Source organism: Streptomyces sp. CMB-StM0423, assembly GCF_002847285.1.
Classification (GTDB): Bacteria; Actinomycetota; Actinomycetes; order Streptomycetales; family Streptomycetaceae; genus Streptomyces.
The window spans coordinates 78,332-104,389 of record NZ_CP025407.1 but is presented as its reverse complement, the minus strand read 5'-3'; the positions used below and the strand labels follow the sequence as shown (position 1 = coordinate 104,389).

At 70.8% G+C, this 26,058-nt stretch carries 29 protein-coding genes; 15 read left to right on the top strand and 14 right to left on the bottom strand.

Annotated features, from left to right (window positions below):
- Positions 1–16: 16 nt before the first annotated feature.
- From CXR04_RS00365 to CXR04_RS34685, 9 genes are all read left to right on the top strand, one after another.
- Entirely contained in the window at positions 17–1,990 is a 1,974-nt protein-coding gene (locus CXR04_RS00365) for an ABC transporter substrate-binding protein (RefSeq protein ID WP_101419907.1), read from the top strand.
- A gap of 30 nt (positions 1,991–2,020) precedes the next feature.
- A complete protein-coding gene (locus CXR04_RS00360; protein WP_101419906.1) occupies positions 2,021–3,013 on the top strand; it encodes an ABC transporter permease in 993 nt (330 codons plus the stop codon).
- A gap of 9 nt (positions 3,014–3,022) precedes the next feature.
- A complete protein-coding gene (locus CXR04_RS00355; protein ID WP_101419905.1) occupies positions 3,023–4,126 on the top strand; it encodes an ABC transporter permease in 1,104 nt (367 codons plus the stop codon).
- Between the two features lie 12 nt (positions 4,127–4,138).
- Entirely contained in the window at positions 4,139–5,290 is a 1,152-nt protein-coding gene (locus tag CXR04_RS00350; RefSeq protein ID WP_101419904.1) for an ABC transporter ATP-binding protein, read from the top strand.
- Entirely contained in the window at positions 5,287–6,384 is a 1,098-nt protein-coding gene (locus CXR04_RS00345) for an ABC transporter ATP-binding protein (protein WP_101419903.1), read from the top strand. The genes CXR04_RS00350 and CXR04_RS00345 overlap by 4 nt, the downstream gene beginning before the upstream one ends.
- A complete protein-coding gene (locus CXR04_RS00340) occupies positions 6,381–8,840 on the top strand; it encodes a beta-glucosidase family protein (protein WP_101419902.1) in 2,460 nt (819 codons plus the stop codon). The genes CXR04_RS00345 and CXR04_RS00340 overlap by 4 nt, the downstream gene beginning before the upstream one ends.
- Positions 8,841–8,919: 79 nt before the next feature.
- Positions 8,920–10,011 carry a glycoside hydrolase family 5 protein gene (locus CXR04_RS00335; RefSeq protein WP_101419901.1) on the top strand — a complete coding sequence of 364 codons (1,092 nt, stop codon included), beginning with the start codon at positions 8,920–8,922 and terminating at the stop codon, positions 10,009–10,011.
- Between the two features lie 272 nt (positions 10,012–10,283).
- Positions 10,284–10,442 carry a hypothetical protein gene (locus tag CXR04_RS00330; RefSeq protein WP_234379960.1) on the top strand — a complete coding sequence of 53 codons (159 nt, stop codon included), beginning with the start codon at positions 10,284–10,286 and terminating at the stop codon, positions 10,440–10,442.
- Positions 10,443–10,744: 302 nt separating this feature from the next.
- Positions 10,745–10,927, top strand: a complete 183-nt coding sequence (locus tag CXR04_RS34685) for a hypothetical protein (RefSeq protein WP_159072234.1) — start codon at positions 10,745–10,747, stop codon at positions 10,925–10,927.
- Between the two features lie 118 nt (positions 10,928–11,045).
- Here the strand turns inward: CXR04_RS34685 and CXR04_RS00325 are convergent, their stop codons facing one another.
- From CXR04_RS00325 to CXR04_RS00315, 3 genes are all read right to left on the bottom strand, one after another.
- Positions 11,046–12,443, bottom strand: a complete 1,398-nt coding sequence (locus tag CXR04_RS00325; protein ID WP_101419900.1) for a sulfatase family protein — start codon at positions 12,441–12,443, stop codon at positions 11,046–11,048.
- A complete protein-coding gene (locus CXR04_RS00320) occupies positions 12,440–13,651 on the bottom strand; it encodes a sulfatase-like hydrolase/transferase (RefSeq protein WP_159072233.1) in 1,212 nt (403 codons plus the stop codon). The genes CXR04_RS00325 and CXR04_RS00320 overlap by 4 nt, the downstream gene beginning before the upstream one ends.
- 229 nt (positions 13,652–13,880) lie before the next feature.
- Positions 13,881–14,279, bottom strand: a complete 399-nt coding sequence (locus CXR04_RS00315) for a hypothetical protein (protein WP_101419898.1) — start codon at positions 14,277–14,279, stop codon at positions 13,881–13,883.
- A 195-nt stretch (positions 14,280–14,474) separates the two neighbouring features.
- Between CXR04_RS00315 and CXR04_RS00310 the strand changes: the two genes are divergently transcribed.
- Positions 14,475–14,984, top strand: coding sequence for a SigE family RNA polymerase sigma factor (locus CXR04_RS00310; RefSeq protein ID WP_101426118.1), 510 nt, complete (start codon positions 14,475–14,477; stop codon positions 14,982–14,984).
- Positions 14,985–14,992: 8 nt separating this feature from the next.
- Positions 14,993–15,388, top strand: a complete 396-nt coding sequence (locus CXR04_RS00305) for a hypothetical protein (RefSeq protein WP_101426119.1) — start codon at positions 14,993–14,995, stop codon at positions 15,386–15,388.
- Positions 15,389–15,465: 77 nt separating this feature from the next.
- On the opposite strand, the gene CXR04_RS00300 is transcribed toward CXR04_RS00305, so the two are convergent.
- Both CXR04_RS00300 and CXR04_RS00295 read right to left on the bottom strand, forming a co-directional pair.
- Positions 15,466–16,425 carry a glycoside hydrolase family 43 protein gene (locus tag CXR04_RS00300; protein ID WP_101419897.1) on the bottom strand — a complete coding sequence of 320 codons (960 nt, stop codon included), beginning with the start codon at positions 16,423–16,425 and terminating at the stop codon, positions 15,466–15,468.
- Positions 16,426–16,778: 353 nt separating this feature from the next.
- Entirely contained in the window at positions 16,779–18,086 is a 1,308-nt protein-coding gene (locus CXR04_RS00295) for a discoidin domain-containing protein (protein WP_234379959.1), read from the bottom strand.
- A 30-nt stretch (positions 18,087–18,116) separates the two neighbouring features.
- Here CXR04_RS00295 and CXR04_RS00290 point away from each other — a divergent pair, with 30 nt between their 5' ends.
- Positions 18,117–18,497, top strand: coding sequence for a hypothetical protein (locus CXR04_RS00290; RefSeq protein ID WP_101419896.1), 381 nt, complete (start codon positions 18,117–18,119; stop codon positions 18,495–18,497).
- A 53-nt stretch (positions 18,498–18,550) separates the two neighbouring features.
- Positions 18,551–19,015: a hypothetical protein gene (locus CXR04_RS36770; RefSeq protein ID WP_159072232.1), complete on the top strand. Its 465-nt coding sequence runs from the start codon at positions 18,551–18,553 to the stop codon at positions 19,013–19,015.
- Positions 19,016–19,394: 379 nt separating this feature from the next.
- On the opposite strand, the gene CXR04_RS36765 is transcribed toward CXR04_RS36770, so the two are convergent.
- Together CXR04_RS36765 and CXR04_RS36760 are read right to left on the bottom strand one after the other, a co-directional pair.
- Positions 19,395–19,748, bottom strand: a complete 354-nt coding sequence (locus tag CXR04_RS36765) for a hypothetical protein (RefSeq protein ID WP_199850354.1) — start codon at positions 19,746–19,748, stop codon at positions 19,395–19,397.
- A gap of 182 nt (positions 19,749–19,930) precedes the next feature.
- Positions 19,931–20,125 carry a helix-turn-helix transcriptional regulator gene (locus tag CXR04_RS36760; RefSeq protein ID WP_101419894.1) on the bottom strand — a complete coding sequence of 65 codons (195 nt, stop codon included), beginning with the start codon at positions 20,123–20,125 and terminating at the stop codon, positions 19,931–19,933.
- Positions 20,126–20,748: 623 nt separating this feature from the next.
- Between CXR04_RS36760 and CXR04_RS00265 the strand changes: the two genes are divergently transcribed.
- Positions 20,749–21,144: a hypothetical protein gene (locus CXR04_RS00265; RefSeq protein WP_101419893.1), complete on the top strand. Its 396-nt coding sequence runs from the start codon at positions 20,749–20,751 to the stop codon at positions 21,142–21,144.
- A gap of 60 nt (positions 21,145–21,204) precedes the next feature.
- Here CXR04_RS00265 and CXR04_RS00260 read toward each other — a convergent pair whose 3' ends face one another.
- The 6 genes from CXR04_RS00260 to CXR04_RS34670 form a co-directional block, all read right to left on the bottom strand.
- Entirely contained in the window at positions 21,205–22,653 is a 1,449-nt protein-coding gene (locus CXR04_RS00260; protein WP_159072231.1) for a NucA/NucB deoxyribonuclease domain-containing protein, read from the bottom strand.
- 438 nt (positions 22,654–23,091) lie between these two features.
- A complete protein-coding gene (locus CXR04_RS36350) occupies positions 23,092–23,220 on the bottom strand; it encodes a hypothetical protein (protein WP_267898170.1) in 129 nt (42 codons plus the stop codon).
- Positions 23,217–23,357: a hypothetical protein gene (locus tag CXR04_RS34680; RefSeq protein ID WP_159072230.1), complete on the bottom strand. Its 141-nt coding sequence runs from the start codon at positions 23,355–23,357 to the stop codon at positions 23,217–23,219. Before CXR04_RS34680 ends, CXR04_RS36350 begins: the two co-directional genes overlap by 4 nt.
- On the bottom strand, positions 23,354–23,527 hold the full coding sequence (locus CXR04_RS34675) for a hypothetical protein (protein ID WP_159072229.1): 174 nt from the start codon (positions 23,525–23,527) through the stop codon (positions 23,354–23,356). Before CXR04_RS34675 ends, CXR04_RS34680 begins: the two co-directional genes overlap by 4 nt.
- Positions 23,528–23,529: 2 nt before the next feature.
- Complete coding sequence (locus tag CXR04_RS00255) at positions 23,530–23,676, bottom strand: hypothetical protein (protein WP_159072228.1); 147 nt, start codon at positions 23,674–23,676, stop codon at positions 23,530–23,532.
- The gene (locus CXR04_RS34670) at positions 23,673–23,993 is read right to left on the bottom strand and encodes a hypothetical protein (RefSeq protein ID WP_159072227.1); all 321 of its coding nucleotides are present in this window, start codon (positions 23,991–23,993) and stop codon (positions 23,673–23,675) included. Before CXR04_RS34670 ends, CXR04_RS00255 begins: the two co-directional genes overlap by 4 nt.
- Positions 23,994–24,038: 45 nt before the next feature.
- On the opposite strand from CXR04_RS34670, the gene CXR04_RS00250 reads away from it, so the two are divergent.
- Positions 24,039–24,596, top strand: coding sequence for a sugar O-acetyltransferase (locus tag CXR04_RS00250; RefSeq protein ID WP_199850353.1), 558 nt, complete (start codon positions 24,039–24,041; stop codon positions 24,594–24,596).
- An 81-nt stretch (positions 24,597–24,677) separates the two neighbouring features.
- Here CXR04_RS00250 and CXR04_RS00245 read toward each other — a convergent pair whose 3' ends face one another.
- The gene (locus CXR04_RS00245; protein ID WP_101419890.1) at positions 24,678–25,778 is read right to left on the bottom strand and encodes a peptidoglycan DD-metalloendopeptidase family protein; all 1,101 of its coding nucleotides are present in this window, start codon (positions 25,776–25,778) and stop codon (positions 24,678–24,680) included.
- Between the last annotated feature and the right edge of the window lie 280 nt (positions 25,779–26,058).

The following is a 26,058-nucleotide window of genomic DNA, read 5'->3' as shown; positions in this document are numbered from 1 at the left end:
CCGAGGGAGCGAGAAGATGACGGGACGCATCGACAGGAGAAGGCTGCTGATGGCCGGCGGGTCGCTGGTGGCGGCCGGGGCCGTCGGCGGACTCACGCTGAACGGCTGCGACTTCAGTACGGATCCGGCGGGCGGCGGGGACGCGGGACCGGTCGAGGGGAAAGGCCAGGCGCCCGAGCTGCAGCGGCTGGTCGACGAGGGGAAGCTGCCCGCGCTGTCCAAGCGGCTGCCCGCGGAGCCGCTCGTGGTCCGCCCCGTCGACCGGGCGGCGGCCTACGGCGGCACCTGGCGCAACGCGCTCATCGGCGCGGGCGACGCCGGCCGCCTCGGCTACGCCTTCGCGTACGAGAACCTCGTCCGCTGGGACCGGGACTGGAAGAAGATCATCCCCAACGTCGCCGAGTCGTTCACCGAGAGCGAGGACGCCACCCGGGTGACGTTCCGGCTCCGCAAGGGCCTGAAGTGGTCCGACGGCGAGCCGTTCACCGCGGACGACATCGAGTTCGCCTTCCGGGACCTGATCACGAACAAGGAGATCATCCCGGACACGCCGGGCCAGTACACCGTCGGCGGCGGCCCGGCGAAGCTGCGGAAGATCGACGCGTACACCGTGGAGTTCACCTTCGCCGGGCCCAACGCCCTCTATCTGACGGGCATGGCCAACGAAGTCTACGACATGCTGACCCGGCTGCCCAAGCACTACCTCGGGCAGTTCCACCCCGACCTCAGCCCGGACGCCGAGAAGGCGGCCACGGAGATGGACTACGCGGGCCCGATGGAACTGCTCCAGGACGCGCTCTACGCGGGCATGCTCTGGAAGGACCCGCGGCTGCCCCGGCTGCACGCCTGGCTGCCCGACGACGCCATAGGCGCCGGCACGCGGATGCGGTTCACCCGCAATCCGTACTACTTCAAGGTCGACCCGGAGGGCAACCAACTGCCCTACCTCGACGGCGTCGACTTCGCCATGGCCCAGGACGCCGAAGTGGTGCTGCTCAACGTGCTCCGGGGCGATATCGACATGATCGAGCGCAACGTCACCACCACCAAGAACAAGCCGGTGCTGGCCAAGGACAGGACGAAGGGGCACTACCGCTTCTTCGACCTGGCGTCCGACAAGCTCAACACCCTCACGATCATGCTCAACCTCACCTGCAAGGACGAGACGAAGCGGGAGGTCTTCGGCAACCGCGACTTCCGCATCGGCCTGTCGTACGCCATCGACCGCCGGAAGGTCATCAAGGCGGTGCACGCCCGGCAGGGCGAGCCCTGGCAGGTCGCCCCCGCGCGCGACTCCGGCTTCTTCGACGAGGAGATGGCCAAGCAGTACACCGAGTACGACCCGGACAAGGCGAACGAGCACCTGGACCTGGCCGGTCTGCGCCGCGACGGCGACGGGCCGCGGCGCGGCCCGGACGGCGAGCCGGTCTCCTTCCGCATCCTGGTCAGCGCCGGGGCCGGGAAGCCCGAGCTGGCCGACGCGCTGGAGATCATCAAGCCCATGTGGGAGGCCGTCGGCGTGCGGATGATCGTGCAGGCCGAGGACGAGACCCTGCGCATGCAGCTCATCCAGGGAAACGGCCACGAGGCTCTCGCCTGGGACGGGGACGGCGCCCTGGACCCGGTCAGCACCCCCGCCTTCTTCATGCCGGAGTGGGGCGAGAACAACGCCTTCTGCCCCGAGTGGTTCACCTGGCTGGCCACCGGAGGGCAGGAGGGCATGGAGCCGCCGGCGCACGCCGAGGAGCAGTACCGCCTCTACCACGGGGAAATCGCGGCCGAGACGGACGAGAAGCGGCGTGCCGCGACGATGAAGCGGATCCTCGCCATCGCGAAGGAGCAGTTCTACACCATCGGGATCAGCACCCCGCTGCCCGGCTACGGCATCGTCGGCGAGACCTTCCGCAACGTGCCGGAGAAGAGCTTCTTCGCCGCCAAGTTCCCCATGCCGGGCGCCATGAACCCCGAGCAGTTCGCCATCGGCGCGTAACCGGCACACGGCTGACGGGACGGTCGAGCAGTGTTGAGCTACCTGGCACGTCGGTGCCTCTACATGATCCCCACGCTCTTCGGGATCTCCGTGGTGGCCTTCGCCATCATCCAGTTGCCCCCGGGTGACTTCCTGACCACCCTCGCCGCCCGGCTGGAGAACCAGGGCGAGCGGATGGACGAGGCGCAGATGTCCGCGCTGCGCGAGCGCTACGGACTCGGCGAGCCGGTGTACGAGCAGTACTGGAAGTGGGTCTCCGCGATCGTGCTGCACGGCGACTTCGGGGAGTCCTTCGAGTACGGGAAGTCCGTGTCCAGCCTGGTCATGGACCGGCTGCCGCTGACCGTGGTGCTCGCGGTCTCGACCCTCCTGGCGACCTGGCTGCTGGCGTTCCCCGTCGGCCTGTACTCGGCGGTGCGGCAGTACTCGGCCGGCGACTACGTCGCCACCACGGTCGGGTTCCTGGGCCTCGCCATCCCCAACTTCATGATTGCGCTCGTCCTGATGTACCTCGGCCACAGCGTCTTCGGGATGAGCGTCGGGGGACTCTACTCGCCCGAGTACGAGGACGCCGCCTGGAACCTGGGCAAGTTCCTCGACCTCCTCAGCCACCTGTGGGTGCCCGTCCTGGTGCTCGGCGCGGCGGGCACCGCCGGCCTGGTACGGGTGCTGCGCGCCAACCTGCTGGACGAGCTGCGCAAGCCGTACGTCGTCGCCGCCCGGGCGCGCGGCATGCCGGAGCGCAGGCTGGTCCTGAAGTATCCGCTGCGGGTCGCGCTCAACCCGTTCGTCTCCAACGTCGGCTACGTACTTCCGGCGCTGGTGTCGGGCGAGGTCATCGTCTCCCAGGTGCTGTCGCTGCCCACCACCGGGCCCCTGCTGCTGGGCGCGCTGCGCAGCCAGGACATGTACCTGGCCAGCTCCATCATTCTCATCGTCAGCCTGCTGACCGTGATCGGCACCCTGCTCTCCGACGTACTGCTGGCCTGGCTGGACCCGCGGGTCCGGCTGGCCCAGGGATGAGGGACGACCATGCGCATACGCACCCGGCCCGCGCCGGCCGCAGCACCGGCCAGGCACGGCGCCTCCCAATGGCGGCTCATCTGGCGCCGGTTCCGCAGGCACAAGCTCGCCATGGCCGGCCTGATCGTCACCGTCGCCTTCTACTTCGTCGCGCTGTTCGCGGAGTTCCTGGCGCCCTACGGCACGGACTACCTCAACGACGACTACCCGTACGCCCCGCCGCAGACGGTCCAGTTCAGCGGCGGCCTGCACGTCGACGGCTACACGACGACCGTGGACGACGAGACGTACGAGCAGACCTTCACCACCGACCCCTCGGCGGAAGTCCCCATCGGCTTCTTCGTCAAGGGCGACGAATACCACCTCTTCGGCCTCATCCCCTGGGACCGCCACCTCATCGGCCCCAAGGAGCCAGGCGCCGCGATGTTCCTGCTGGGAGCCGACCGCAACGGGCACGACCTGCTCTCCGAACTCATCCACGGCACCCGGGTGTCGATGACCATCGGACTGGTCGGCGTCGTGGTGGCGTTCCTGCTCGGCGTGACGCTCGGCGGGATCTCCGGCTATCTGGGCGGCAGAACCGACACCGCGATCCAGCGGGTCGTCGAGTTCTTCATGTCCCTGCCCCACCTGCCGCTGTGGCTGGGCCTGGCGGCGGCCCTGCCACCGGACTGGGGGCCGCTGCGGCGGTACTTCGCCATCACCGTCGTGCTGGCCATGATCGGCTGGACCCATCTGGCCCGGGAGGTACGCGGCCGCTTCCTCGCCCTGCGCCAGGAGGAGTTCGTCACCGCGGCCCGCCTGGACGGCTGCACCCGGCGCCGGGTGATCTTCCGGCACCTGCTGCCGTCCACCAGCAGCCACCTCATCGCCCAGCTCTCGCTGTCCATCCCGGCGATGATCCTGGCCGAGACCGCGCTGAGCTTCCTCGGCCTGGGCCTCCAGGCGCCCGTCGTGAGCTGGGGCGTGCTGCTGCAGGACGCGCAGAACATCCGCGTGCTCTCCTCCGCCCCGTGGCTGATGCTCCCCGGCCTCGCCGTCGTCACCGCGGTACTGGCCCTCAATTTCGCCGGCGACGGGTTGCGCGACGCCGCGGACCCCTACAGGAAGTGACGGAACGAGACGATGGCCCCTGAACCGGACCCCCCGTTGCTCGACATCAGCGACCTGAAGACGCACTTCGACACCCAGGAGGGCACCGTCCGCGCCGTGGACGGGGTGAGCTTCACCGTCCCGCGCGGCAGGATCGTCTGTGTCGTGGGGGAGTCGGGCTGCGGCAAGAGCGTGACCGCGCGCTCCGTACTCGGCCTGGTCGAGGAGCCGGGCCGGATCGTCGGCGGCTCGATCCGCTTCTACACCGATGGGGCCGCGGACGCCGAAGCCGCCGCGGACCCCGAAGCCGCCGCGGACGACGAAGGCCCCGCGGACGGTGCTGCGGCCGGGGATGCCGCGGACACCGCGCAGGCCCGGTCCGTCGACCTGGCCGCGCTCGACCCGCGGGGCGAGGAGATCCGTGCCGTCCGCGGCGGCCGGATCGCGATGGTCTTCCAGGAACCGATGGCCGCCCTGTCGCCCATGTACACCGTCGGCGACCAGCTCGTCGAGGCCATCCGGCTGCACCTGCCGCTGAGCCGGGAGGCGGCCCGCGCGCGGGCCGTGCACCTGCTGGAGCGGGTCGGCATCCCCGGCGCCGGGCGGCGCATGGACGCGTACTCCTTCCAGCTCTCCGGCGGCATGTGCCAGCGCGTGATGATCGCCATCGCGCTCTCCTGCGACCCCGAGCTGCTCATCGCCGACGAGCCGACCACCGCGCTGGACGTCACCACCCAGGCCCGGATACTGGACCTGCTGACCGAGATCCAGGCGGACTCCGGCATGTCGGTCCTCTTCATCACCCACGACCTCGGTGTGGTCGCCGAGATCGCGGACGAGGTGGTGGTGATGTACCTCGGCACGGTGGTCGAGCAGGGCCCCGTGGACGCCGTCTTCCACGACCCCGCGCACCCCTACACCCGGGCCCTCCTCGGCTCCGTACCCCGCATGGGCGCGGGTGCCCGGCAGCGGCTGGCCTCCATCCGCGGGAACGTACCGCATCCGTCCGAGCGCCCCGCCGGCTGCCCGTTCCACCCGCGCTGCGCGAGCGCGGTCGCCGGGGTATGCGATACGGCGGAGCCGCCCGAGACGGCGCTGTCCGCTGACCGCAGGGTCCGCTGCGTACTGCACGGCGACACGTCGCCGGTCCCCGCGGCGGCCACGGCCGAAGGAGCCCAGGCATGACCGGCACCGCGCTCCCGGACACCGCCGCGGCCGCGCGCACGGCCCCGGTCCTCGAAGTCCGCGGCCTGCGCACGCACTTCCCCGTCAAGCGCGGCTTCCTCGGCCGCACCGTCGGCCACGTCCGCGCCGTCGACGGCGTCGACCTCTCCGTCCGGCCCGGTGAAACCCTGGGCCTGGTGGGGGAGTCGGGCTGCGGCAAGACCACGCTGGGCCGCAGCGTCGCCCGGATCCTCCAGCCCACCTCGGGCCGGATCTCCTACCGGCCGGAGGCGGGGGCGGAGCCGGTGGACGTCGCCGCGCTGTCCGGCCGCGGGCTGCGCGCGTACCAGCGGCAGGTCCGGGTCGTCTTCCAGGACCCCTTCTCCTCGCTCAACCCCCGGATGACGCTGCTGCAGATCGTCGGCGAGCCGCTGCGCTCGTACGGGATCGCCACCGGGGCGGAGCTGGAGGACCGGGTGGCGGCGATGCTCACCCGCGTCGGGCTGTCGCCGAAGTACCTGCACCGTTACCCGCACGCGTTCTCCGGCGGCGAGCGGCAGCGCGTCAGCATCGCCCGCGCGCTGATCGTGGACCCGAAGCTGGTCGTCGCCGACGAGCCGGTGTCCGCGCTCGACGTGTCCGTCCGCGCCCAGATCCTGAACCTGCTCCGGGACCTCCAGGACGAGTACGCGCTGACCTATCTCTTCATCTCCCACGACCTGTCGGTGGTGGAGAGCGTCTGCGACCGGGTCGCCGTGATGTACCTCGGCAGGATCGTCGAACTGGCCGGGACGGACGAGCTGTACGCCCGCCCCCGCCACCCCTACACCGAGGCGCTGCTGTCCGCGGTACCCCGCCCGGACCCGCGGCTGCGCGGCACCGCCCGCCGTATCCGGCTCTCCGACGACCTGCCCGACCCGGCGCACCCGCCGGCCGGCTGCTCGTTCCGCACCCGCTGCCGCTTCGCCCGCCCCGGCCTCTGCGACGTCCCGGAGAAGCCGCCCGAGCCGGTTCCCGCCACCGGCGGTGCCGGCACGGGACACCGGGTCGCCTGCCACCTCGCCGACGAGCTCACGCTGTCCGGAGTCCACGAAACCCCTGGAGCGACCCCATGACCGACAGGACCGACACGGAGTCCACCGCCGCAGCACTGCGGGGCCTCGTCGGCAAGCTCACCCTGGAGCAGAAGGTACGGCTGCTCACCGGCGCCGACAACTGGGCCCTGCACGCCGAGCCCGCCGTCGGCCTGCGCCGGATCGTCCTGTCCGACGGGCCCAGCGGGGTGCGCGGCGAGAGCTGGGACGGCCGCTTCACGGCGCTCAACCTGCCCTCCGCCACCGCCCTGGCCGCCTCCTGGGACCCCCGGATCGCCTACCGTTACGGCGCGATCATCGCCTGCGAGGCCCGCCGCATGGGCGTCGACGTCATCCTCGGCCCCACCATCAACCTGCACCGCAGCCCGCTGGGCGGCCGGCACTTCGAGACGTACTCCGAGGATCCGCTGCTCACCTCGCAGCTCGCCGCCGCGTTCGTCCGCGGGGTCCAGGACGGCGGCGTCGGCGCCACACCCAAGCACTACGTCGCCAACGACGCGGAGACCGACCGCTTCACCGTCGACAACCGCATCGGCGAGCGCGCCCTGCGCGAGCTGTACCTCGCCGCCTTCGAGGACACCGTGGCCGGCGAGCGGCCCTGGATGGTGATGTCCGCCTACAACTCCGTCAACGGCACCACGATGAGCGAGCACCCGCTGCTCGCCGAGCCGCTGTGCGGCGAGTGGGGCTTCGACGGCGTCGTGGTCTCCGACTGGTGGGCCGTCCGCAGCACAGAGCCCGCCGCGCTGGCGCGCCAGGACCTGGTGATGCCGGGACCCGAAGGACCGTGGGGCGACAGGCTCACCGAGGCCGTGCGGGAAGGCCGGGTGCCGGAGGAGGCCGTCGACGAGAAGGTGCTGCGGATCCTGCGGCTCGCGGTCCGGGTGGGTGCGCTGGAGGGCTTCGCGCCGGCCGTCGCCGCACCGCCCGCCGGGGAGGACGGGCCCGCGCTCGCCCGGGAGGTGGCCGCCGCCGGCACCGTGCTCGTATGTAACAGCGGCGAGCTGCCCTGGCCGGCGACCGGTCTGCGCTCCGTGGCCGTCATCGGGCACCTCGGCTTCCTGCCCCGCACCCAGGGCGGCGGCAGCGCCACCGTCGAGCCCGACCGGGCCGTCTCCCCGCTGGAGGGCCTGCGGGCCGCGCTGCCCGGCACCCGCGTCGACTGGCACCTCGGCGCCCTCGCCCAGCGCGGCATCGCCCCCTTCGCGGGCACCGACCTCACCGATCCGGTCAGCGGCCGGCCGGGCGTGCGCCTGGTGTGCCGCGGCGCCGACGGCACCGTGATCCTCGACGAGCACCGCCGCGACGCCAACCTCGCCCGCATGGGCTCGGCCCGGCTCGCCCACACCGCGACCGTCGAGGTCACCACGCGCTATCTCCCGGCGCGCTCCGGCCGCGTACGGATCGGGGTCGCGGGCGCCGGCACCCTCCGGCTCCTCATCGACGGCACCGAACTCCTGCGGGAAGAACTCGTCCACACCGGCGAGGAGTTCGGCGGCGGACTCGTCTCCCCGCCGCACGCGAGCGTGCCCGTCGAACCCGCCGCCGGCGAGCCGCTGGACATCACCGTCCACCTCGACCTGCCGCCGCGGCAGGGCCCGGACTCCGGCGTCACGCTCGTCGCCGGGCTCGACCTCGACACCGGCACACCCGACGCCGAGATCGCCGCCGCGGCCGCGGCGGCACGCGACGCCGACGCCGCTCTCGTCGTCGTCGGCACCGGCCCCGAGGTGGAGAGCGAAGGCTTCGACCGCACCACCCTCGTCCTCCCCGGCCGGCAGGACGACCTGGTCCGCGCGGTCGCGGCGGCCAACCCCCGCACCGTGGTCGCCGTGAACGCGGGCGCACCGGTGCTGCTGCCGTGGCGCGACGACGCCGCCGCCGTGCTGCTCACCTGGTTCGGCGGCCAGGAGTTCGGCCACGCCCTCGCCGACGTGCTGCTCGGCGCGGTGGAGCCCGGCGGCCGGCTGCCCACGACCTGGCCGGCGGACGAGGCGGACGTACCCGTGCTGTCCACCACGCCGGCGGTGGGGCGGCTCCCGTACGACGAAGGCATCCGCATCGGCTACCGCGCCTGGCTGGAGTCCGGCGCCGAGCCGGCGTACCCGTTCGGGCACGGCCTCGGATACACCACCTGGGACCCGCCGACGGCCGAGATCCCCGCCGAACTCGCCGCCGGCGACGACCTGCTGCTCACCGCCGGCCTCCGCAACACCGGAGAGCGCCGCGGCAAGCAGGTCGTCCAGGCGTACCTGTCCCGCCCGGCCGGCGAAGTCGACCGGCCGGTGCGCTGGCTCGCCGGGCACGTGACCGTGACGGCCGGCCCGGGACAGACGGCCACCGCCGGCCTGCGGATCCCGGCCCGCGCATTCCAGCACTGGGACGGCGCCTGGCACACCGAACCGGGCGACTACCGGGTGCACCTCGGCTTCAGCTCGGCGGATCTCGCGGTCACCGGGACCGTACGGATCCGCTGAGACCACCCCGTACCGAGAGGAGGACCGCAACCGCATCGGCACCACCCCCCACCGAACCTTTCGTTCCCAGGAGAGCCGCATGCACAGAAAAGCACGAAAGCTCCTGCTCGCCCTGCTCGCCGCGGTGGCGGTGCTCGTCACCGTCATCGCCCCGGGACAGGCCACCGCAGGACCGGCGCCCGAAAGCGCCGCTCCCGCAGACGTCGCCCCCGAGGCCGCCGTGCCGTGGCTGAAGACCGAGGGCAACCGCATCAAGGACGCGGCGGGCAACCCCGTCACGCTGCGCGGCGTATCGATGATCGGGCCGCGCCACAACAACGAGTGCACCGCGTGCAACCCCAAGCCGATGTCGGAGCTCATCAACCGGGCCACCGACCCCGCCCTGGGCTGGTACTCCAAGGTGGTCCGGCTGCCCGTCACCGAATGGGCGCCCAACGACTCGCTCAGCCTGGAGGAGAACTTCCGCCAGCACATCGACCCGTACGTCAAGCAGGCCGTCGCCCGCGGTGTCTACATCATCGTGGACCTGCACAAGGTGCAGGACTACGGCGGCACGAGCGGCATGCCGCAACAGCGCGTCCTGGACTTCTGGTCGTACGTCGCACCGAAGTACAAGGACATCCCGAACGTCATCTTCGAGGTCTACAACGAGCCCATCAACCCCGACTCGTGGGCGACCTGGAAGAGCTACATCCAGCCCGTCGTGAACAAGGTCCGCGCCGCCGCCCCGAAGAACCTCATCCTCATGGGCGGCCCGCAGTGGAGCACCCGCGTCAACCAGGCCGCCGCCGACCCCATCAGCGGCGGGAACATCGCGTACGTCTACCACCTCTACCCCAACCAGGGCGCGGCGACCGCCGCCAACCTCGACGCGAAGTTCGGCAACGCCGCGAAGAAGATCCCGGTGATCCTCACCGAGTTCGGCTGGAACCCGGAGGGCCCCTGGTCCGACCCGGTCACCAAGGGCACCACCTCGGGCTGGGGCACGCCGCTGCGCCAGTACCTGGACGCACGCCCGGAGATCAGTTGGGTCGCGTGGGCCTACAGCAACTACTGGAAGCCCATGATGTACGACCACAACTGGAACCTGCTCGGCGGTGAGCACCAGGGCCAGTTCATCAAGCAGTGGCTGGCCGACAAGAAGACCGCCAACCAGCCCGCGCACGGCTGACCCCGGCACACCGGCTCCGCCGCCCCCGGCGGCGGCGGAGCCCGCCCGTGGGAGGCCCCGCGGCCGGGCCATCCGCCGGGAAGCGACCCCCGGAAAAACCCAAGGCCCTTTCTGCCGCGCGCTGTCACGGCTGAGTCCGCCGCGAAGCGAAGCCCGGGGTTACTTCCCTTTCACCGGCGAACGAGTCCCTGCGAAAACGAAGCGGGTGCGGGCTGCCCCTCAGCCGTGCGAGAACTGGGCCGGAGGACGTCGGTGTCGGAGGCGATCCCGGGGTGCCGATGTTCGGCGTCAACACCACCGGCTACGGCAAGGCGTCGATCGACACCGCCCGGCCGCACCGGTACGAGATCGCCGGCTTCAGCGACGCCCTGTTCCGCCTGGTGGACCTCCTCGGCCGGAACCGCACCACCGGCTGGCCCTGGGAGAACTGACCGCACGCCGTGGAGCCCCCGCCGCCTCCGGCCGGCGGGTGTCCGGTGCTGCCGCGCGGGCTCGGCTCCTGGTTGCACCGCGCCGGTGGCCTTGCCGCGCTTGCGGCCGGATACGTGGCCTTCGGGAGCGCGCGGATGCACTCGCGCTTCATGCCGGGCCGGTGCGCCCGCAGTGGCGCCCGGCCAGGTGATCCACAGGCGCCGGGTCGCGTGTTGGGCGATGCCCCCGTGTGGGGACGGGGGAACCTCGGGTCACCAGGCCGCCGGCGGCGGCTCCTTTCCTCTCCGCATCGGAGGTACCTGTGCGTACGGGAAGTGCCCTGGCAGCCCTGATCCTGGCCTCGGCCGCCGTTCTCGCCTCCACCGGAACCGCCGCTGCGGACAACGGGTTCGAGTACGTGGCGAGCCCGCAGGGCTTCACCGCCACCTCCGGAGACGCCGCGGGGGCAACGGGTACGAGTTCGTCGCGGACCCGCAGGGCGTGAAGTTGCGGTGCCCCACCGACCCCTTCACCTCCGTCCTCGCCGGCTGCTGACATAGCGGCGCGCGGTCGCGTTCCACTCCGTACGTGTCTGCGCAGTCGTACGCGGTCGTCGGCAGGCGTCAGGGGGCACCGTAGCGCTCGGCGTGGTCGGCCCGGAGGGCGGCGTCGAACTCCTCGATGCGGGCCGTGAGCGTCGTGACGAGTTCGGGGTAGTGCCGGGAGAGGTCGTAGCACTCCCCGGGATCGCGGGCGAGGTCGAAGAGCTGCGGCAGTTCCTCGGTGGGGGAGAAGGCGCGGCCGGTGAAGTACGGTCCGGGTACGCGGCGCACGTGCAGCTTCCAGTCCCCGCGCCGGACGGCGTTGCAGTTGCCGACGGACGGTGTCCGCTGGTCGTCGTAGGAGAAGAGGTCGCCGCGGTCCACCCGGCGGCCGGTGGTCAGGGCATGCAGGATGCTGCGGCCGTCGATGGTGCGCTCCGGGTCGGGCTCGACGCCCGCGGCCTCCAGGAGGGTCGGGAGAACGTCCACGAGCGAGGTGGGCTGGCGGTAGGTGACCCCGGCCGGCACGACGGCGGGCCACTCGACCACGAACGGCACCCGCTGGCCGCCCTCGTACGTCTCGGCCTTGCGGCCGTACAGGTCCCCGGCGCTGCCGACGTACCACGGCCCGTTGTCGCTGGTGAAGATCACGCAGGTGTTGTCGCGGACGCCGAGGGCGTCGAGTTCGTCCAGCAGCACGCCCACGTAGTGGTCGATCTCCTCCACCGAGTCGCCGTGCGGGCCCGCCGCCGAGCGGCCCGCGAACTCCGAGGCGAGGGGCTCGTGCGGTTGGGTGATGGCGAGGTAGACGAAGAACGGCCGGCCGGCGTGGGCCCGGATGAAGGAGACCGTCTCCTCTGTGTAACGCCGCGTCAGGCTCGCCTGGTCCGGCGGCTGTTCGACGATCTCGCGGTCGTCGTAGAGCGGCAGCGGCGCCATGTCGTTGGAGTACGGCAGACCGAAGTAGCGGTCGAAGCCGTGCTCCATGGGGTGCAGTCCGGGGTCGACGGCGGGGTTGCCGAGGTGCCACTTGCCGATGTGGGCCGTCGCGTAGCCCGCGCCCCTGAGGTACGTGGCCAGCGTCGTCTCCCGCGCCGACATCCCGTTGGTGTGGTCGGGGAAGAGCACGGTCGCGAGGTTCACGCGCGGCGCGTAGCAGCCGGTCAGCAGCGAGGCGCGGGACGGGGTGCAGGTGGGAGCGCCCGCGTAGAAGTCGGTGAAGCGCATACCGCGGCGCGCCATGCCGTCGATGACGGGCGTGTCCACCAGCGGCGAGCCGTAGCAGCCGGGGTCGCCGTAGCCGAGGTCGTCGCAGTAGACGATCACGACGTTCGGCGCGGCGGCCCCCTCGCCGTGGGCGGGGGCGGCCGCGGTGACGCCGGCGACGGCGGCCAGGCCCATGGCGCCGGAGCCCTTCAGGATGGTCCGTCGGGTGGCGGATGCCGTAGAAGAAGTGGCTTCTCCGGGTTGGACGCTCATACGGTCGTCGTCTCCTTCCGTGCCGCGGCCTCGGCGGCGACGTCGTCGCGCAGCTCCTCCAACGGCCCGCGCAGCCGCTCCACGACACCGGGGTGGAGCGCGGCCAGGTTGTACGCCTCGCGGACGTCGGCGGTGACGTCGAACAACTGCGGCATGTACGCGGTCCTGTCGGCACCGAACGCGACGTGCAGCTTCCAGCGGTCGCTGCGCACGGCGTTCAGCCACTGGTCGAAGAAGAGGTAGACCGGTCCCCGGCCGGGGGAGGGACGGCCGGACAGCAGCGCGGACATGTCCTCGCCGTCGAGGCCGTCCGGCGGGCCCACCCCGGCGAGCGCGCACAGCGACGGCGTCAGGTCCAGCAACGAGCGCGGCGTCGCGTCGCGGGTGCGGCGGGTGACGGACGGCCAGGAGGCGAGGAACGGCACGCGGACGCCGCCGTCGAAGACCTCGGGTTTGCGGCCGCGCCGCTCCTGGGTGCGCCCCTCGTAGCGCGGGCCGTTGTCGCTGGTGACGATCACCAGCGTCCGGCGGGTCAGTCTCCTGCGGTCGAGGTGACGCAGGAGCACGCCGAGGTAGTGGTCGAGTTGCTCGACCAGGTCGCCGTAGGCGCCCGCGGCCGACGCGCCGTGGAAGCGGGGCTCGACCCGGTAGGGGGCGTGCGGTCCGAGGTGGGAGAGGACGGCGAGGAACGGGCCGTCGCGGTGGTCGTCGACGAAGTCGAGGGCGGCGTCGGTGAGGTGGCGCGCGGACTGCGCCGGGTCGGCGTCGTCCACGACGGCCTTCCGCCCCTCGTACCAGGCCAGCGGCGTGACGTCGGTGCCGTACAGGGTGCCCTCGAAGCGGCCGAAGCCGTGATCGAGCGGGTGCCGGCCGGGCTGCGCGCCGAGCCGCCACTGACCGAACAGCCCGGTGGCGTAGCCCGCGCTCCCGAGCAGCTTCGCGACGGTGACCGCGTCCGGTGGCAGGCCGGCGTCGGTGCCGGGGCCGGTGGAGGCGGGCAGGCCGTAGCGTGCCCCGTAGCGGCCGGTGAGCAGGCCGGCGCGTGACGGCGTGTCGGTCGAGGCGGCGGCGTACATCGCCTCGCAGACAACGCCGTTGGCCGCGAGCCGGGTCATCGCGGGCGTACGGATGAGGCGCGAGCCGTAAGGACTGAGATCACCGACGCCCAGGTCGTCCGCCAGAACCACGACAACGTTCGGTGGCACCATGACCCGCCTCTCTCTCAATGACAGGGACATGTCGACCATAGAAGGCTTCCATCGCGCAGCCAACATCTTTGGCGGTAGAAGTGCGAACTTTCTCCTCTGTGAGGCGAAAGTGGTGAGGTCCTCGCTGACGGCGGTACGACTGCCGCTTGGCCGCCCACCGCACCGAGGACGCCCCGGTGGCCGGTCCGCTCCGGTCACCGGGGACGCGGCGGTCACCGCACCGTCGGCTCTACCACTCGGGGGAGGGCTCGCCGGGCGCGAGCGGCGTGGGGGTGCCGGTCTCTTCGGGGACGGGCGTCGGCTCCTCCGGCTCCTTGCTCGGAGTGCCGGGCTCTGAGGGAGCGGCTGTCGGCTCTTCCGGCATCTCGCTCGGAGTGCCGGCGTCCGAGGGGATCGGTGACGGCTCGCCGGGCGTCTCGGCCGGTGTGCCGGGCTCCGAGGGGACGGGGGTCGGTTCGCTGGGCATCTCGCTCGGCGTGGCGGACTCCTGCGAGCCGGGGCCGCCGGCCGGATTCTCGGTGCCGGTGGTGGCGTGGGCGAGGGCGCCCAGGCCGCCGATGGCCAGGACGCCCGCGGCGGTTGCCGTGAGGATCAGACGGCGCGGACGCCTGGGGTGACGGGTCGTCAAGGTGACTCCTGATGCGTGGTGGTCGACCGGCCCCGGCTGTCGCCGAAGCCCTTGCATGAGAGGAGTACGGGGTCGGGGACGCCTCAGGTTGCACGGCCTGTCCGGGAGAATTTCCGCCCGGCGGCGTGCAACCTCCCGCCGCCCGCTCACGTAGAGGACTGTGAGAAGCGTCGTGTCATCCGAAGGGTGGGGTGGGTGAGGGAAGCGGTACGGGAGCGGGAGTTCCGGGAGTTCGCCGAGGCCCGGCAGACGGACCTCAGGCGCAGCGCGTACCTGCTCTGCGGTGACTGGCACCAGGCCCAGGACCTGACTCAGACCACGCTTATGAAGCTCTACGCGGCCTGGGGGCGGGTCCGCCGGGACGGCAATGTGGACGCGTACGCCCGTACGATCCTCACCCGCGTCTTCATCGACCAGCTCCGCCGCCGGGCCTGGCGGGAGGAGCTGATGGAGGATGTGCCCGAGGCGCAGCCGGCGCCCCCGGCCACCCGGGAACTGCGGCTGGTGATGCAGTCCGCGCTGATGGAACTGCCGCCCCGGTACCGGGCGGTGCTGGTGCTGCGGTACTGGGAGGACTGGAGTGTGGAGCAGACCGCCGAAGCGCTCCGGGTGAGCCCGGGAACGGTCAAGAGCCAGAGCACGCGGGGGCTGCGCCGGCTGCGTCAGCTCCTCGGCGCGCTCGCCCACGAGGTGAACGGAAGGTGAGGCGGGAGATGGGCGAGCGTGAATCCGCTGACCTGCACCGCGCCTTCGCGGCGCTGGTGGACGACTCCACGGCGCCGCCGATGCCCAGCCTTACGGACGCGGCCGTCGCCGGTGGACGCCGTATCCGCCGCCGTCGCGCCGCGGCCGCCGCCGGCGGCGCGCTGGCGGTGGTCGCCCTTGCCGTCAGTCTGGCGGCGGGCCTGCCCGGTCCTGGCGCCGAGGACCGTTCCAGGCCCGCCACCCCGCCGCCCAGTAGCCCACCGGCGTCGCCCACGCCACCCACGCCGTCCGGGCCTCCGTCGGAGGTCCCCAGCGGGATTCCCACCCCGACGCGGAACGACGACCACGCCGAGACCCCGGCAGTGCCGTCCACCGGGAGTTCCCCGTCCACCGACTCTGAGTAGGACGGTGCACCCCGGCGACGGCACCAGAGTCGGGTGCGCACCAGAGCGGCGCGGCAGAGCCGCGAGAGGGGCTGCGTCTACTCGAAGAACTTCAGGCTGTAGCCCACGTTGGTGGTACTTCCGGGGACGTTGGCGCGCCGGTACGTGGTGTTGCTCCACCAGACCGCCGTCCCGGAGTACCAGAAGCGGTTGGACCACGTGTACGGGGTGCCCTTGGCCACCGCGTGGAACATCGTGGGGAAACGGTTGCCGGAGGGCGGGCCGGCGTTGACGTCGCCCTGCGGAAGGATGAACGTGTGGTGGCCGGGACCGTTGACGTTCACCGTCGGTGTCCAGCCGGACATCATGGACGGCGCGTGCGAGCCGAACAGGCAGCCGTTGCTCTTGTACCAGTCCCAGACGTAGGTGGGATCGCCGCCGGCCCTCAGCCGCAGGTCGGCGATGCAGTACTTGTCGCTCCAACTGCCGTTAGCGGAGTAGACGACGTGCAACTGGCCGCTCGGGTCGACGATCGGCTGGGGCGCTTCGTTGATGAACGGGTTGCCCACCACGCGCTCCCACGGCTCACGCGGCTGCGAGATGATGTAGCGGCCGCCGGTGGAGGCGGTGGGGCTGCTCATCCGGGCGACGTAGAGGTTCTGTTCGACGTTGGTGTCGCCGGCCCAGCCCGACCACACGAACCAGCGCTGCCCGCCGAACGTGAAGGGCACCCCGTCGATGGCCCACTTGTCGCCGGGCAGGGCCACCTTGACGGCCGCGGAGTATCCGGACGTCGGGTTCGGGGAGCCGATGTGGTACATCCGGTGGGCCGCGCCGCGGCCGGCGGCGAAGTAGATGCGGTACTGGCCGTCGTGATGGACGATCTCCGGCGCCCAGACCTCGCCCAGACTCGCGGTGTCCTGCCACACCTGGTGCTTGGGGGCGGTGGCCACGGCCTCCGGCGTGGACGCCGTCCGCACCGCGATCCCTCCGTCCACCGATTTTGCCGAGACGTAGAGGCTGCCCACCTTGATGACGCTGGGGTCGGCGCCGCCCACCAGGGCACTGCCGAGCGTGGAAGGCGGATCGGCCGTCGCAGCCGTCGCCGCTTCCTGAGCTGATCCGCCGGTGGGTCCGTCCCCGGGCTTGGCGGCGGTGGCGGCTTGTCCGAGAGCGAGTACGCCGATCAGCCCTAACGGAACGGCACCGGCGAGCCAACGGGAAGGTCGCATCAGATCCTCCTGGCGTGTACATGACGTAGAGAGCGCTCTCAACTGTCACAGCGGCGGGGGAAACCTGTCAAGGAACGGAGCCGGGGCACTGCGCCAGGGCTGGACGGCGCCACCCTGTCGCGGCATGTGCGCACAGGGTGGCGCTCGCCCCAGCCCGGAGCCGGCGTGGGGGATCCGGGTCAGCGTCCGTACACCTCGAACGAGAACAGCGAGTACCCGTACTGGGTGTTGCGCTGCGTCCCGTACATACGGACGTATCGTGCGTCGGCGGAGACGGGGATCGTCTCCACCCCGCCCGGTCCGCTGGTCGTGGAGTGGACGTCGGTCCAGTCGCTGCCGTCGTCCGAGACCTGGAGCCGGTAGCTCTTGGCGCTGGCCGTCTCCCAGTGGAGTTTCACGGTGCCGATGGCCGTCGTGGCACCCAGGTCGATGCTCAGCCACTGCGGGTCCGAGTAGTCGGATCCCCAGCGGGTGTTGTCCTGCCCGTCCGTGGCGTTGGCCGGGGCCAGTTCGGCGACGCGGGTCGAGGAGGCGGTGGCGGGCTTGCCGCGTGCCAGGTCCGGAGCCGCATGGACCTCAAGGCCCCGCAGCGCGAAGCCCCGGCCGGCGTGCCGCTCGGTGAGGTCCAGGCGGACGAACCGCACCGGCTGGGGGGTGAGGGCCAGGGTCCGGGTTCCGCCCGTTCCGGCGGTGGTCGAGTGGACGGTCCGCCAGGTCTCCCCGTCGGGGGAGACCTGGACGGCGTACGTCTGCGCATAGGCCGTGTCCCAGTGCAGCGTCACCGCATCGGCGAACTGCGGTGTCAGCAGGTCGACCATCGCCCATTCGCCGTCCGAGGGCGCCGAACCCCAGCGGGTGCGGGGGTTGCCGTCGGTCAGGAAGTGGGCCCCGACGGAGGTGTCCTGTTCGGAGGAGGTGAGCACCGGGCGGCGCAGGGCGACGTTGTTCGCCGTCGCGCCGAGGGTGACTCCCGCTCCCTGGCGGTCGCCGTCGGGGAGGGTGGCGGTCCGGCGGGTGACCTTTCCGGAACGGGTGAGGGTGACGGCGACGGTGACGCCGGGTTTCTGCGGGGCGGAGACGGTGATGACAGGCGCGCCGGACCCCGACTCGTCGAGGATGACCATGCAGGGCTGGTCGACGGCCAGGGTCACTCCCTTGCGGACTTCGGCGGTGCCGGGGGAGTAGAAGAGGAGCTGGGAGATGCCCAGACCGTCGTGGCGTACGCCTTGCAGGGACGTGGTGTTGGCGAGCACGCGCACGGGGAGGTGCTGCGCGTACGCGACGGCCTGGCCCTGGTTGACGCCGGGCCGGACGACGTAGGCGTAGGTCGCGTCGCTCGGCTGCGCACCGTGGTCGAGCCAGAGGCCGAACACGTCCTGGGTGACGGGGGTGGGGTCCTGGCCGGTGGCGACGTCGGCCCAGGATCCGGTGACGGTCTCGTTCTTGACGGTCATGGCGACGGGCTCGAAGAAGCCATCGACGGTCACGGCCGGGTCACGCGGACTCGTGAGCGCATCGTGAAGGGCGAGGCGCGCCTTGACCGCGAGTGGCGTTTGTCCGCGCCGTACGCACGAGACCTGACCGAACGGGGGGGCAATCTGAAGGTGGACGCAATCCAGCAGGTGCTGTCCATGTCGACCGAGCAGCGGGAGGCGTGGCTGACGGCGATGATCCAAGCAGAGGGGCACGTGGCGCCTAAGAAGGGTGGGCGTCAGCCGATCACGCAGATCTCGCAGACGGCTGGTCAGGTGGCTGAGGCGATCGTGCTGGCCGTCTACCTATCCGGTCGGCGACCGTCGGTCTACGTGTCCAAGCGGCGCAGCAGTCGAGACGGCGACGCTCCTAACTGGACGATCACCATCACCGCGCCCCACACGGGGAGCCCCGAGAGACGGTAGGCGGCCGGGTGTGCTTCACGGACGTCTCCCTCGGTGTGCAGGACGTGTGGTGCGTGACGACCGAGCTGGGAACGTGGACTGTCCGTCAGGAGACCAACGTCTTCCTGACCGGCAACAGCTTCCCCGCGTCGAAGATGGCGTCGGCCGGCTCCGACTGGCGCACCAACCCTGCCACGCAGATCAAGTGGGGCCTGGGGTACATCAAGGGCCGCTACGGCAGCCCGGCGTCCGCCTGGTCCTTCTGGAACCGGCAGTCCCCGCACTGGTACGACCAGGGCGGCTGGCTCCCCGCGGGCGGCATCGGCCTCAACGGGCTGTCGCAGCCCGAAGCCGTCCTCACGCCGCAGCAATTCCAGGCGAAGGAGGGCGCCGCGGCGGTCGGCGTCACCGGCGCCCGCGGCGGCAACACCTCGGTCACGTACGAGATCAACGCGAAGACCGCGGACTTCACCTTGCGGGATCTCGACCGCGTCCAGCGGCAGCAGTACGCCCGGCTCCGCGCCGGCCGCCCGCACTGACCCAGACCGCAGCGCCGACGCAGGAGGCGTACCCCGAAGCCATCTTCCAGGCGCACGCGGACTTCGCCGATCTCCACGACATCCCCCGCCCCCGCCGAGTCCGCATCCGGCGGCCGGACGACCCGCTCACCCCGACGCCAGCCGGCCCATGATTAATCTCAGCGCCGACCACGGTCCGATTGATCCCCGGGGCGGACTGACCACGTCGCGACCCGGTGACCCACCCGACTCGGACACCCAAACCGAGTCACACACGGACCATGATCGTTCTGGCCGATAACCGCTGCACCGATAGACAGCCACCCGCTTGGTCACCGAGGCCGGCGGCACCTGGAGCCGATACGTCCACGGCGACCACACACGGTGATTGACAGGCCGATCAATCACCGCTGCGCGGCCTTTCACACTGGGTGAGGCGGTCGACGGTCAGGCGACGGCTGGCTGAACCGTCAAGGTTCCCGTTCTGACCGCGACCGCGCTCGCGGCCACCACCCGTGTGCTGGCTGCGGTGTTCACCGGGGACGACATCGCCGCCGGGCTGCGCGAGAACCTGACCGCCGTGCTCGTCCTCGTGCTCGCCGGCTGCGGCCGCTACCTCCTCGATGCCGCCGCCCGCGCTGCCGCGGCTCAGCTTGCGCCGAAAGCCGTACGCGAAGCCGACCTCGCGGTCATCACCGCCGCCACCGGCGCCGAGCTTGTCGCCTACGAGGACCCCGACTTCGAAGACGCCCACGCAGCCGCATCCGACGGGGCGGACAGGACCGGCGACCTCATCATCGACTCCCAGATGCTGACCTCCGCCGCAGCCCAACTCGCCGCCGCGGCGACCGTCGTCACCGTGCTGCCCCCGGTGCTGCTGCCGCTGCTGGTCCTCTCCGTCATCCCGTGCGCCTGGGGCGCGCGCAAAGAGACATCTTACGCTCGGGCGATCCGGACCAGGAGACTGAGCGGGGGATCGGATCGTCCGTACTCGATCCGGTGGATCGTCTTGTGGTCGGCACCGACCAGTTCGCCGAGCTGCCACTGCGTCAGATTGGACTCGACGCGCAGTTCGCGTATGCGTGCCCCGACCGCCTGGCGGTAGGTGAGGGTCTCGTCGTGGGCTGACATCGCGCAGACAACAGTCTGACGATCATGACGGCAGGTCTTTACCCAACCCGGTGAAATTTCCGGATCAAAAGATTCGGGACACGGCCGGGCTGCGCTGTGACACCCGTGCCCGGGCTGGGAGAAGCTCGGCGGCGGAACCCGCCCGGGCACGGGGCCGAAAGCCCGCCCGCCGACGTCGTCGGCGGGCCGGCTCACCGCGCGGGGAGCGCGACCTCCAGCGTCGTCCCCGACTCCGGGTCGCGCAACGTCACCAGCGGCACGGTGTCGTCCGCCTCCGGACGCCGGCAGGACCTGGCGGGCCAGCCGGCTCCCGCCCCCGAGGGAGACCTCAGCGCCCTCCTGCCTCGTACCCCAGCCCGTACGGGCGCACGTCGCCATTCCATTCCACCGCAGCGGCTGCAGCACGATCCACGCAAGCTTGGGGTCCCGTTAACGAGCCGCGAACCAACCGACAGATAGCTGATTGTGATGCTTGGGCCTCTGGTGGGGTGTGGCGGCGGCGCGGGCATCCGATCGGAAGGCCCGTCATCCATCACTGAAGCTGGTGTAGCGGTCCACGATGAGGAAGTATCGGGTGCCTGCTGCGAGGGGCGAGCGCTGAATTGGGGATCGGGGAAGAACCCATGGTTCGATTGGTAGACAGCGCGGATCTCGAAGTGCGGGTCAGCTTTCATCTGTTCGGTCTCGCCGATGCCGCGGCGGACGAGGACCTGCCGGAGGCCGGGCGGCCGAACCCGTGGTTGGGTGTAGGGGAATCGGTTCTGGTCTTCGAGAGCGAGGAGGATCTGGTGCGGGCCCGTCTGCGGATCGAGCTGTGGGACGGTCCGGCCGAGGTTGGTAAAGGTCAGTGGCCGGACACTGTGGAGACGGGCTGGACTCTTCCCAGCGGTGTCCTGAGCCTCGACGAGTTGACGGCTGGGGCCGTCCCGGACGTCTTCGAAGTGCCAGCCGGGAAGTACAGGATGCGGCTGGGCTGGAGAGCCGAAGGCGCGGCGCTCGTGCAGTTGTGGCCGGGGTGACCACGTTTGGGCACCGTGGCACCCGTCCTTCAGAGGACGGGTGCCACGGCGGTGCGGTCGTCAGCGCGCGGGTGTGGGGATGAAGAACCGGTCGTGGTCGAGGATGCGGTCGTTGACGTACCAGCGACCCAGACGGCGCCCCGCTTCCTGGTTGTGCGTGCGCTTGACCCATCGCGCCGACCAGAAGTTCTGAAGGTGGGAACCCTCGTACCGGTAGCGCGCGGCGCCTTCGTAGGTTGAAGCGAAGGGGTACTCATCGCAGTCGTAGGGCCCGCCCTGGCCGGGCTGCTGGGGCATGCCGGTGCGGCAGAAGCCGTTACGTGACAGTGCTTCGTTGGCCGCGAAGCGGTCCTGTTGCCAGGTGCCGGCGCCCGGTGCGAGCCGCCGGATGGGGTCGTCGCGGGTGGCGCCGGGCAGGTGCTTGGTGGCGTTGTTGTTGGCCGACACCGGGATCGTCGCTCTCGGGTTCGTGCGCGCCTCATGGATGTGCTTGGCCAACTGAGCGATCGGGCGGTTGTTGCGCCTGTGGGTCAGCCCAGGACGGGACCGATCGAAGACCGAGCCGAGCTGTTCCTTCCGGTTGGTGGTCAGGTACCACGCACTGTCGAAGCGCATCCCGCCCTCGGGCATCCGCCACTCCTTCTCTCCGGCGGGGGCCCAGGTGAGCACGAAGTGAGGTCGGAAGGTGCCAACGGCGATCTGCGGGCTGCGGCTCGCGTCGGGCGGATAGGCGTCGGAGATGATCTCCATGGTCGTCGTGCGGTTCCTCAGCCAGCCGGGAACCGTGTCGCTGCGGCCGTTCGCCTTACCCGCGTAGCAGGCGCGGGAGTTGGGCAGGCCGATGTCGTTGCGGTAGTCGCCGGAGCACTCCATGTTCACCGACATGCGTGAGGTGGGCTGCCGGAAGCGACCGGTGACATTGAGTGGCGTGACCTTGAAGGTGAACTTCGCCCACCGGTTCGCCGCGTTGGCGACGTGGCCGCCGATCTTGCCCTCGCCGAGGATGGTGTGCCGCGCTATGTACCGGGCCGTGACACGGCACCGGGGTGGGAACGGCGGGATGTTGCAGGTGGTGACCGGCACAGCCACGATCTCGGTCTTGCAGAAGCTGTAGCGGTTCTTGATCCACCCCTGGTCGCGCCACGCATTCGTCTGCCCGAGGCAGGCGGCTTCCGTGGTGTACTGGTACGGGTCGGCCGGCTTGCGGCCCCGGTTGAACCGCTGACTGTCCACCGCGTAGGAGGCGGGGACCTCGGCCCTCGTGCTGGGCCCCTGGGACGGTCGTGCGGCTGAGTCCTTGAGGGGTTCGACGCCGAGCTTCTCCAGACCGCCGGGCTGCTTGGATGCCTTGATCACCTTTTCAGGGTGTTTGATCAGGTCCGGTTGCGTGATGACGTACATCTTCGCCTGCTCGGTGGTCTTCTGCTTCTGTACCGCGCCCGTCGCGTCCGTGGCGGTGGCGGGGAAGGCCAAGATGCTGGCCAGCGCACCGACGGCGAGGACTCTCAAACCTTGTCGTGCTAACCGTCCCGTTCCACTCATGTATCCCCCTGTGCTCGTGGTCCGGCACAAAGTGAACGAAAGGCCCGCGAGCCGTAACATCCGCCGCTCGGCGATCCCCTGCTACGAAAGGGTTGAACAGCCGCGTGTCCCCCTGAGCCCCCTGTGCGAGCACCGGCTCTGGCGGCACTCAGTTATTGACGGTAGCACGTCAATATCCAGATAAGACGCCTACTTTAAGCCCTCTATGGGTTCGCCAGCAGCCCGAATGTGCACCGCCACACGGCGGCGAGGCGTACGGGCTGCCCGTCGGCCCAGGAAGCGCCGTTGACGGCGTGGTGTGCGGCCCAGCCCGTGAGGGCAGCGAGGGTGAAGGCCCGCGGCCAGGAGCGCGCCGCCGCGGTGCATCACGGCGGCGCGCTCCTGGTTTCCTCGGTGCCCGGCCCCTCACCGCTCGCCGGCGGCACGGTCTCGGCGGAACCGCATACGGATGAGCAGGGCGCCGGCGGCCACCGCGGCGGCGGGGATGAGCAGCAGCTTCCAGCCGGTGATGGTGCCGACGCCTCCGATGGTCACGGCGAGGGCGCCGCCGTGCGGGCGAGCGGAGCGTTGTCGGACATGCGGTCCTCCTCTGCCGGGAAGATGATGTCCTGTGCCTCGCCGAGCAGTTCGAGCACGGCACGGAGGGGGCCCTCGCGGTCCGCGGGGCTCACCGGCCGGCCGGACGGTTCAGGCCGGCCACGCCGGCGGCGAGCATCACCGCGGGGACGGCGGCCGCCCACTCGGCTGCGAGGACGAGGCCGGCCGGGGCGCCCGCGACGACGGCCACGAAGGCCGCGGTGCCGGCGGCCGCGACGGCGGCCATGCAGTAGGCGACGACCATGGTTACCGCCCCGCCTTCGTGATGGTCCCGGTCCACTCGGGGTCCGTGGCGGTCCAGTCGGTGTCGCCGGTGACCCGGGAGAGGGTGACGCGGACCTTGCTGCCGTACGAGTCGTCGATGACGAACTCGCTCGTCTTCGTGGTTTTCACGCCGGCGTCGATGCGGCCGGCGATCTCCTTCGACCCGGTCTCCACGTACTGCCACTCGACGGCGCCGCGCCGTTGGTCGCCCCTTCGGCTTCGAGGAACATCTCGTCCAAGTCGACGGGCGCGGCGGTACGGTTGTCGAGGGTCATGGTGACGCGGAACGGGGTCTGGCCCGCCGGGGGCGGGTCGTCCCACTCGCCGAACTCGGTGATCTCGCTGATCGAGTCGACGGTGGCGGTGAAGCCGTCCTGGTGTCCACGTTGTTCGTCACGTGGATGCCCTCGTCGTCGCCTCCGCCACCGCCCCTTGGCATTGGTCATCCAGTGAGGTTCGTCCAGTCACCGGTACGCAGAAAGGACCGCGGCATGTCCAGCGACCGTCTCATGCGCATCCACAGCGCCGAGTTCCAGGCCATGGCCGAGAGGGTCCTGCGGGTCACCAAGCTCACTTCCCGCCTGAACGTCCTGCCTTTCGAAGACGAAGCGGGCAAGGCGGATCTGTTTGAGCAGATTCTCGGCAAGCCTCTGCCGCCGAGAGTCACGATCTATCCGCCCTTCTTCACGGACCATGGCCTGAACCTCGACCTCGCAGAACGCGTCTTCATCAACCAGAACTGCACGTTCCTGGACTATGCCGGCATCCGCCTCGGCGAGCGCGTGATGATAGGACCGAAGGTCACGTTCATCACCAGCGGCCACCCGGTTGATCCCGAGGAGCGGCGGCTGTACCTCACCGGCGCACCCATCAACGTGGCGGAGAACGTGTGGATCGGTGCCGGTGCCACCATCCTGCCCGGTGTCACCATCGGCCGTGACGCCGTGGTCGCCGCAGGTGCAGTCGTGGCCGATGACGTTCCGCCGGCAAGCCTGGTGACCGGCAGCAAGGCGACTGTGCACCGAAAGTGGAGCTCAAGTGAGGAATGACGCTACGACAAGGTCTGCCACCCTTGGAGCCCCGCCGCGTGCTGCGCGGCAGGGCTCGAAGGGTGATTTGCTGAGGGGCCGTCAACTGGTCCGGTTGTAGATCGCCGTGCCGGGGCAGCCGGAGTAGCCGAGGCGGGTGCCGCAGCCGGTGTACTGGCTGGAGCCGTTCCACCAGGTCCAGCCGCCGATGGTGCGGCCGTTCAGCCAGGTGTACTGGCCGACGAGGTTGGCGTCGTACGTGCGCAGGCTCCAGTGCACGTGGGCGCCGGTCGCCGAACCGCCGGCGCAGACGTCGGTGCCGATCGTGCCGAGCAGGGCGCTGCTCCCGATCGATGTCCCGTTGTAGTAGGTCGTGTTCCACATGTGGTAGTAGTCCGTCGAGAAGCCGCCGGGGTGGATCACCCTGGTCCAGCCGCCGCCGGCACCGCACATCGAGGTCGCCGTGCCTTCACGGGACGATCGGACCCGCCCGCTGGCGTTGCCGCCGGCGAAGTCGAGGCTGCTCCAGTAGCCGGTCCCGCCGGTGTGGGAGTGGGGACCGCCGGTCACGGTCATGTAGTAGTCGGGCATCCAGGGCAACAGCAGACCGCCGGTGTTGGCCGTAGCCCTCGTTGGTGACGCCTTCTTCTCCGGGGTCACCTTGCGCTGCGCGTAGTCCGTCATGGCTTTCCGCTCGGCCTTGCCGACCAGCGGTGAGGTCGCTACGTGCGCGGTGAACTCGCGGTCGCCTTCGAGACCGGCAATCCAACGCCCGTTCTCGCGGTGAGCGAGGTAGAGCCAGCCCTCCGGCTGGCCGTGGGCCTTGCGCGAGGCTTCGACGTACGCCACCCCGCGGGCCCATCCGGGCGAGACGGTGCGGACGTCGACGACCACCTTGCGGCCCTCGGCGGCGAGTTTGCTGACGGCCTTTGCCGGGGCGAGGCCCTTGGCATCGTGGGAGCGGGAGAGGACATCCGCGGAGACGGCGTCGATCAGCGCTTTGCGGCCGGAGCCGAGACGGTCGGCAACCTTGTCCGGCATCTTCACGGTGACACCGGCGGACGGCGACGTGGCGGACGCCGGTGTCGCGAGGGGTCTTTCTGCCGTCTCCGGGGAGGTGGCCACTGCCGAGGGCGCGGTGGCGACCAGCCCGGTGATGGCGAGAGCGGCGAGGGTGGTTCTCACGGACAGCTTGGAGAGCAAGGGTGGTACCCCATTTCCGTACGCGAGGCCCTGTCGGGTGAACAGGTCAGCGGGATTCTGACACAACGCGGTCACGCTCTGCGAGCGTTGGAAGTCAGGGAATTTGCAGACTGGATGACCAATGTCTCTCTTGCGTCCCAACCGCTGTTAACTGGCTGACTCTGGCCGGTGATTACGCGAATTACTCTGACACCTGAAACCGCCTGACAATGACTGGTCCCGGTCGCGTGCATCCAGTAGTGGTAATACGGGGAGCGCCGCCCACCACGCGCCGGCACCG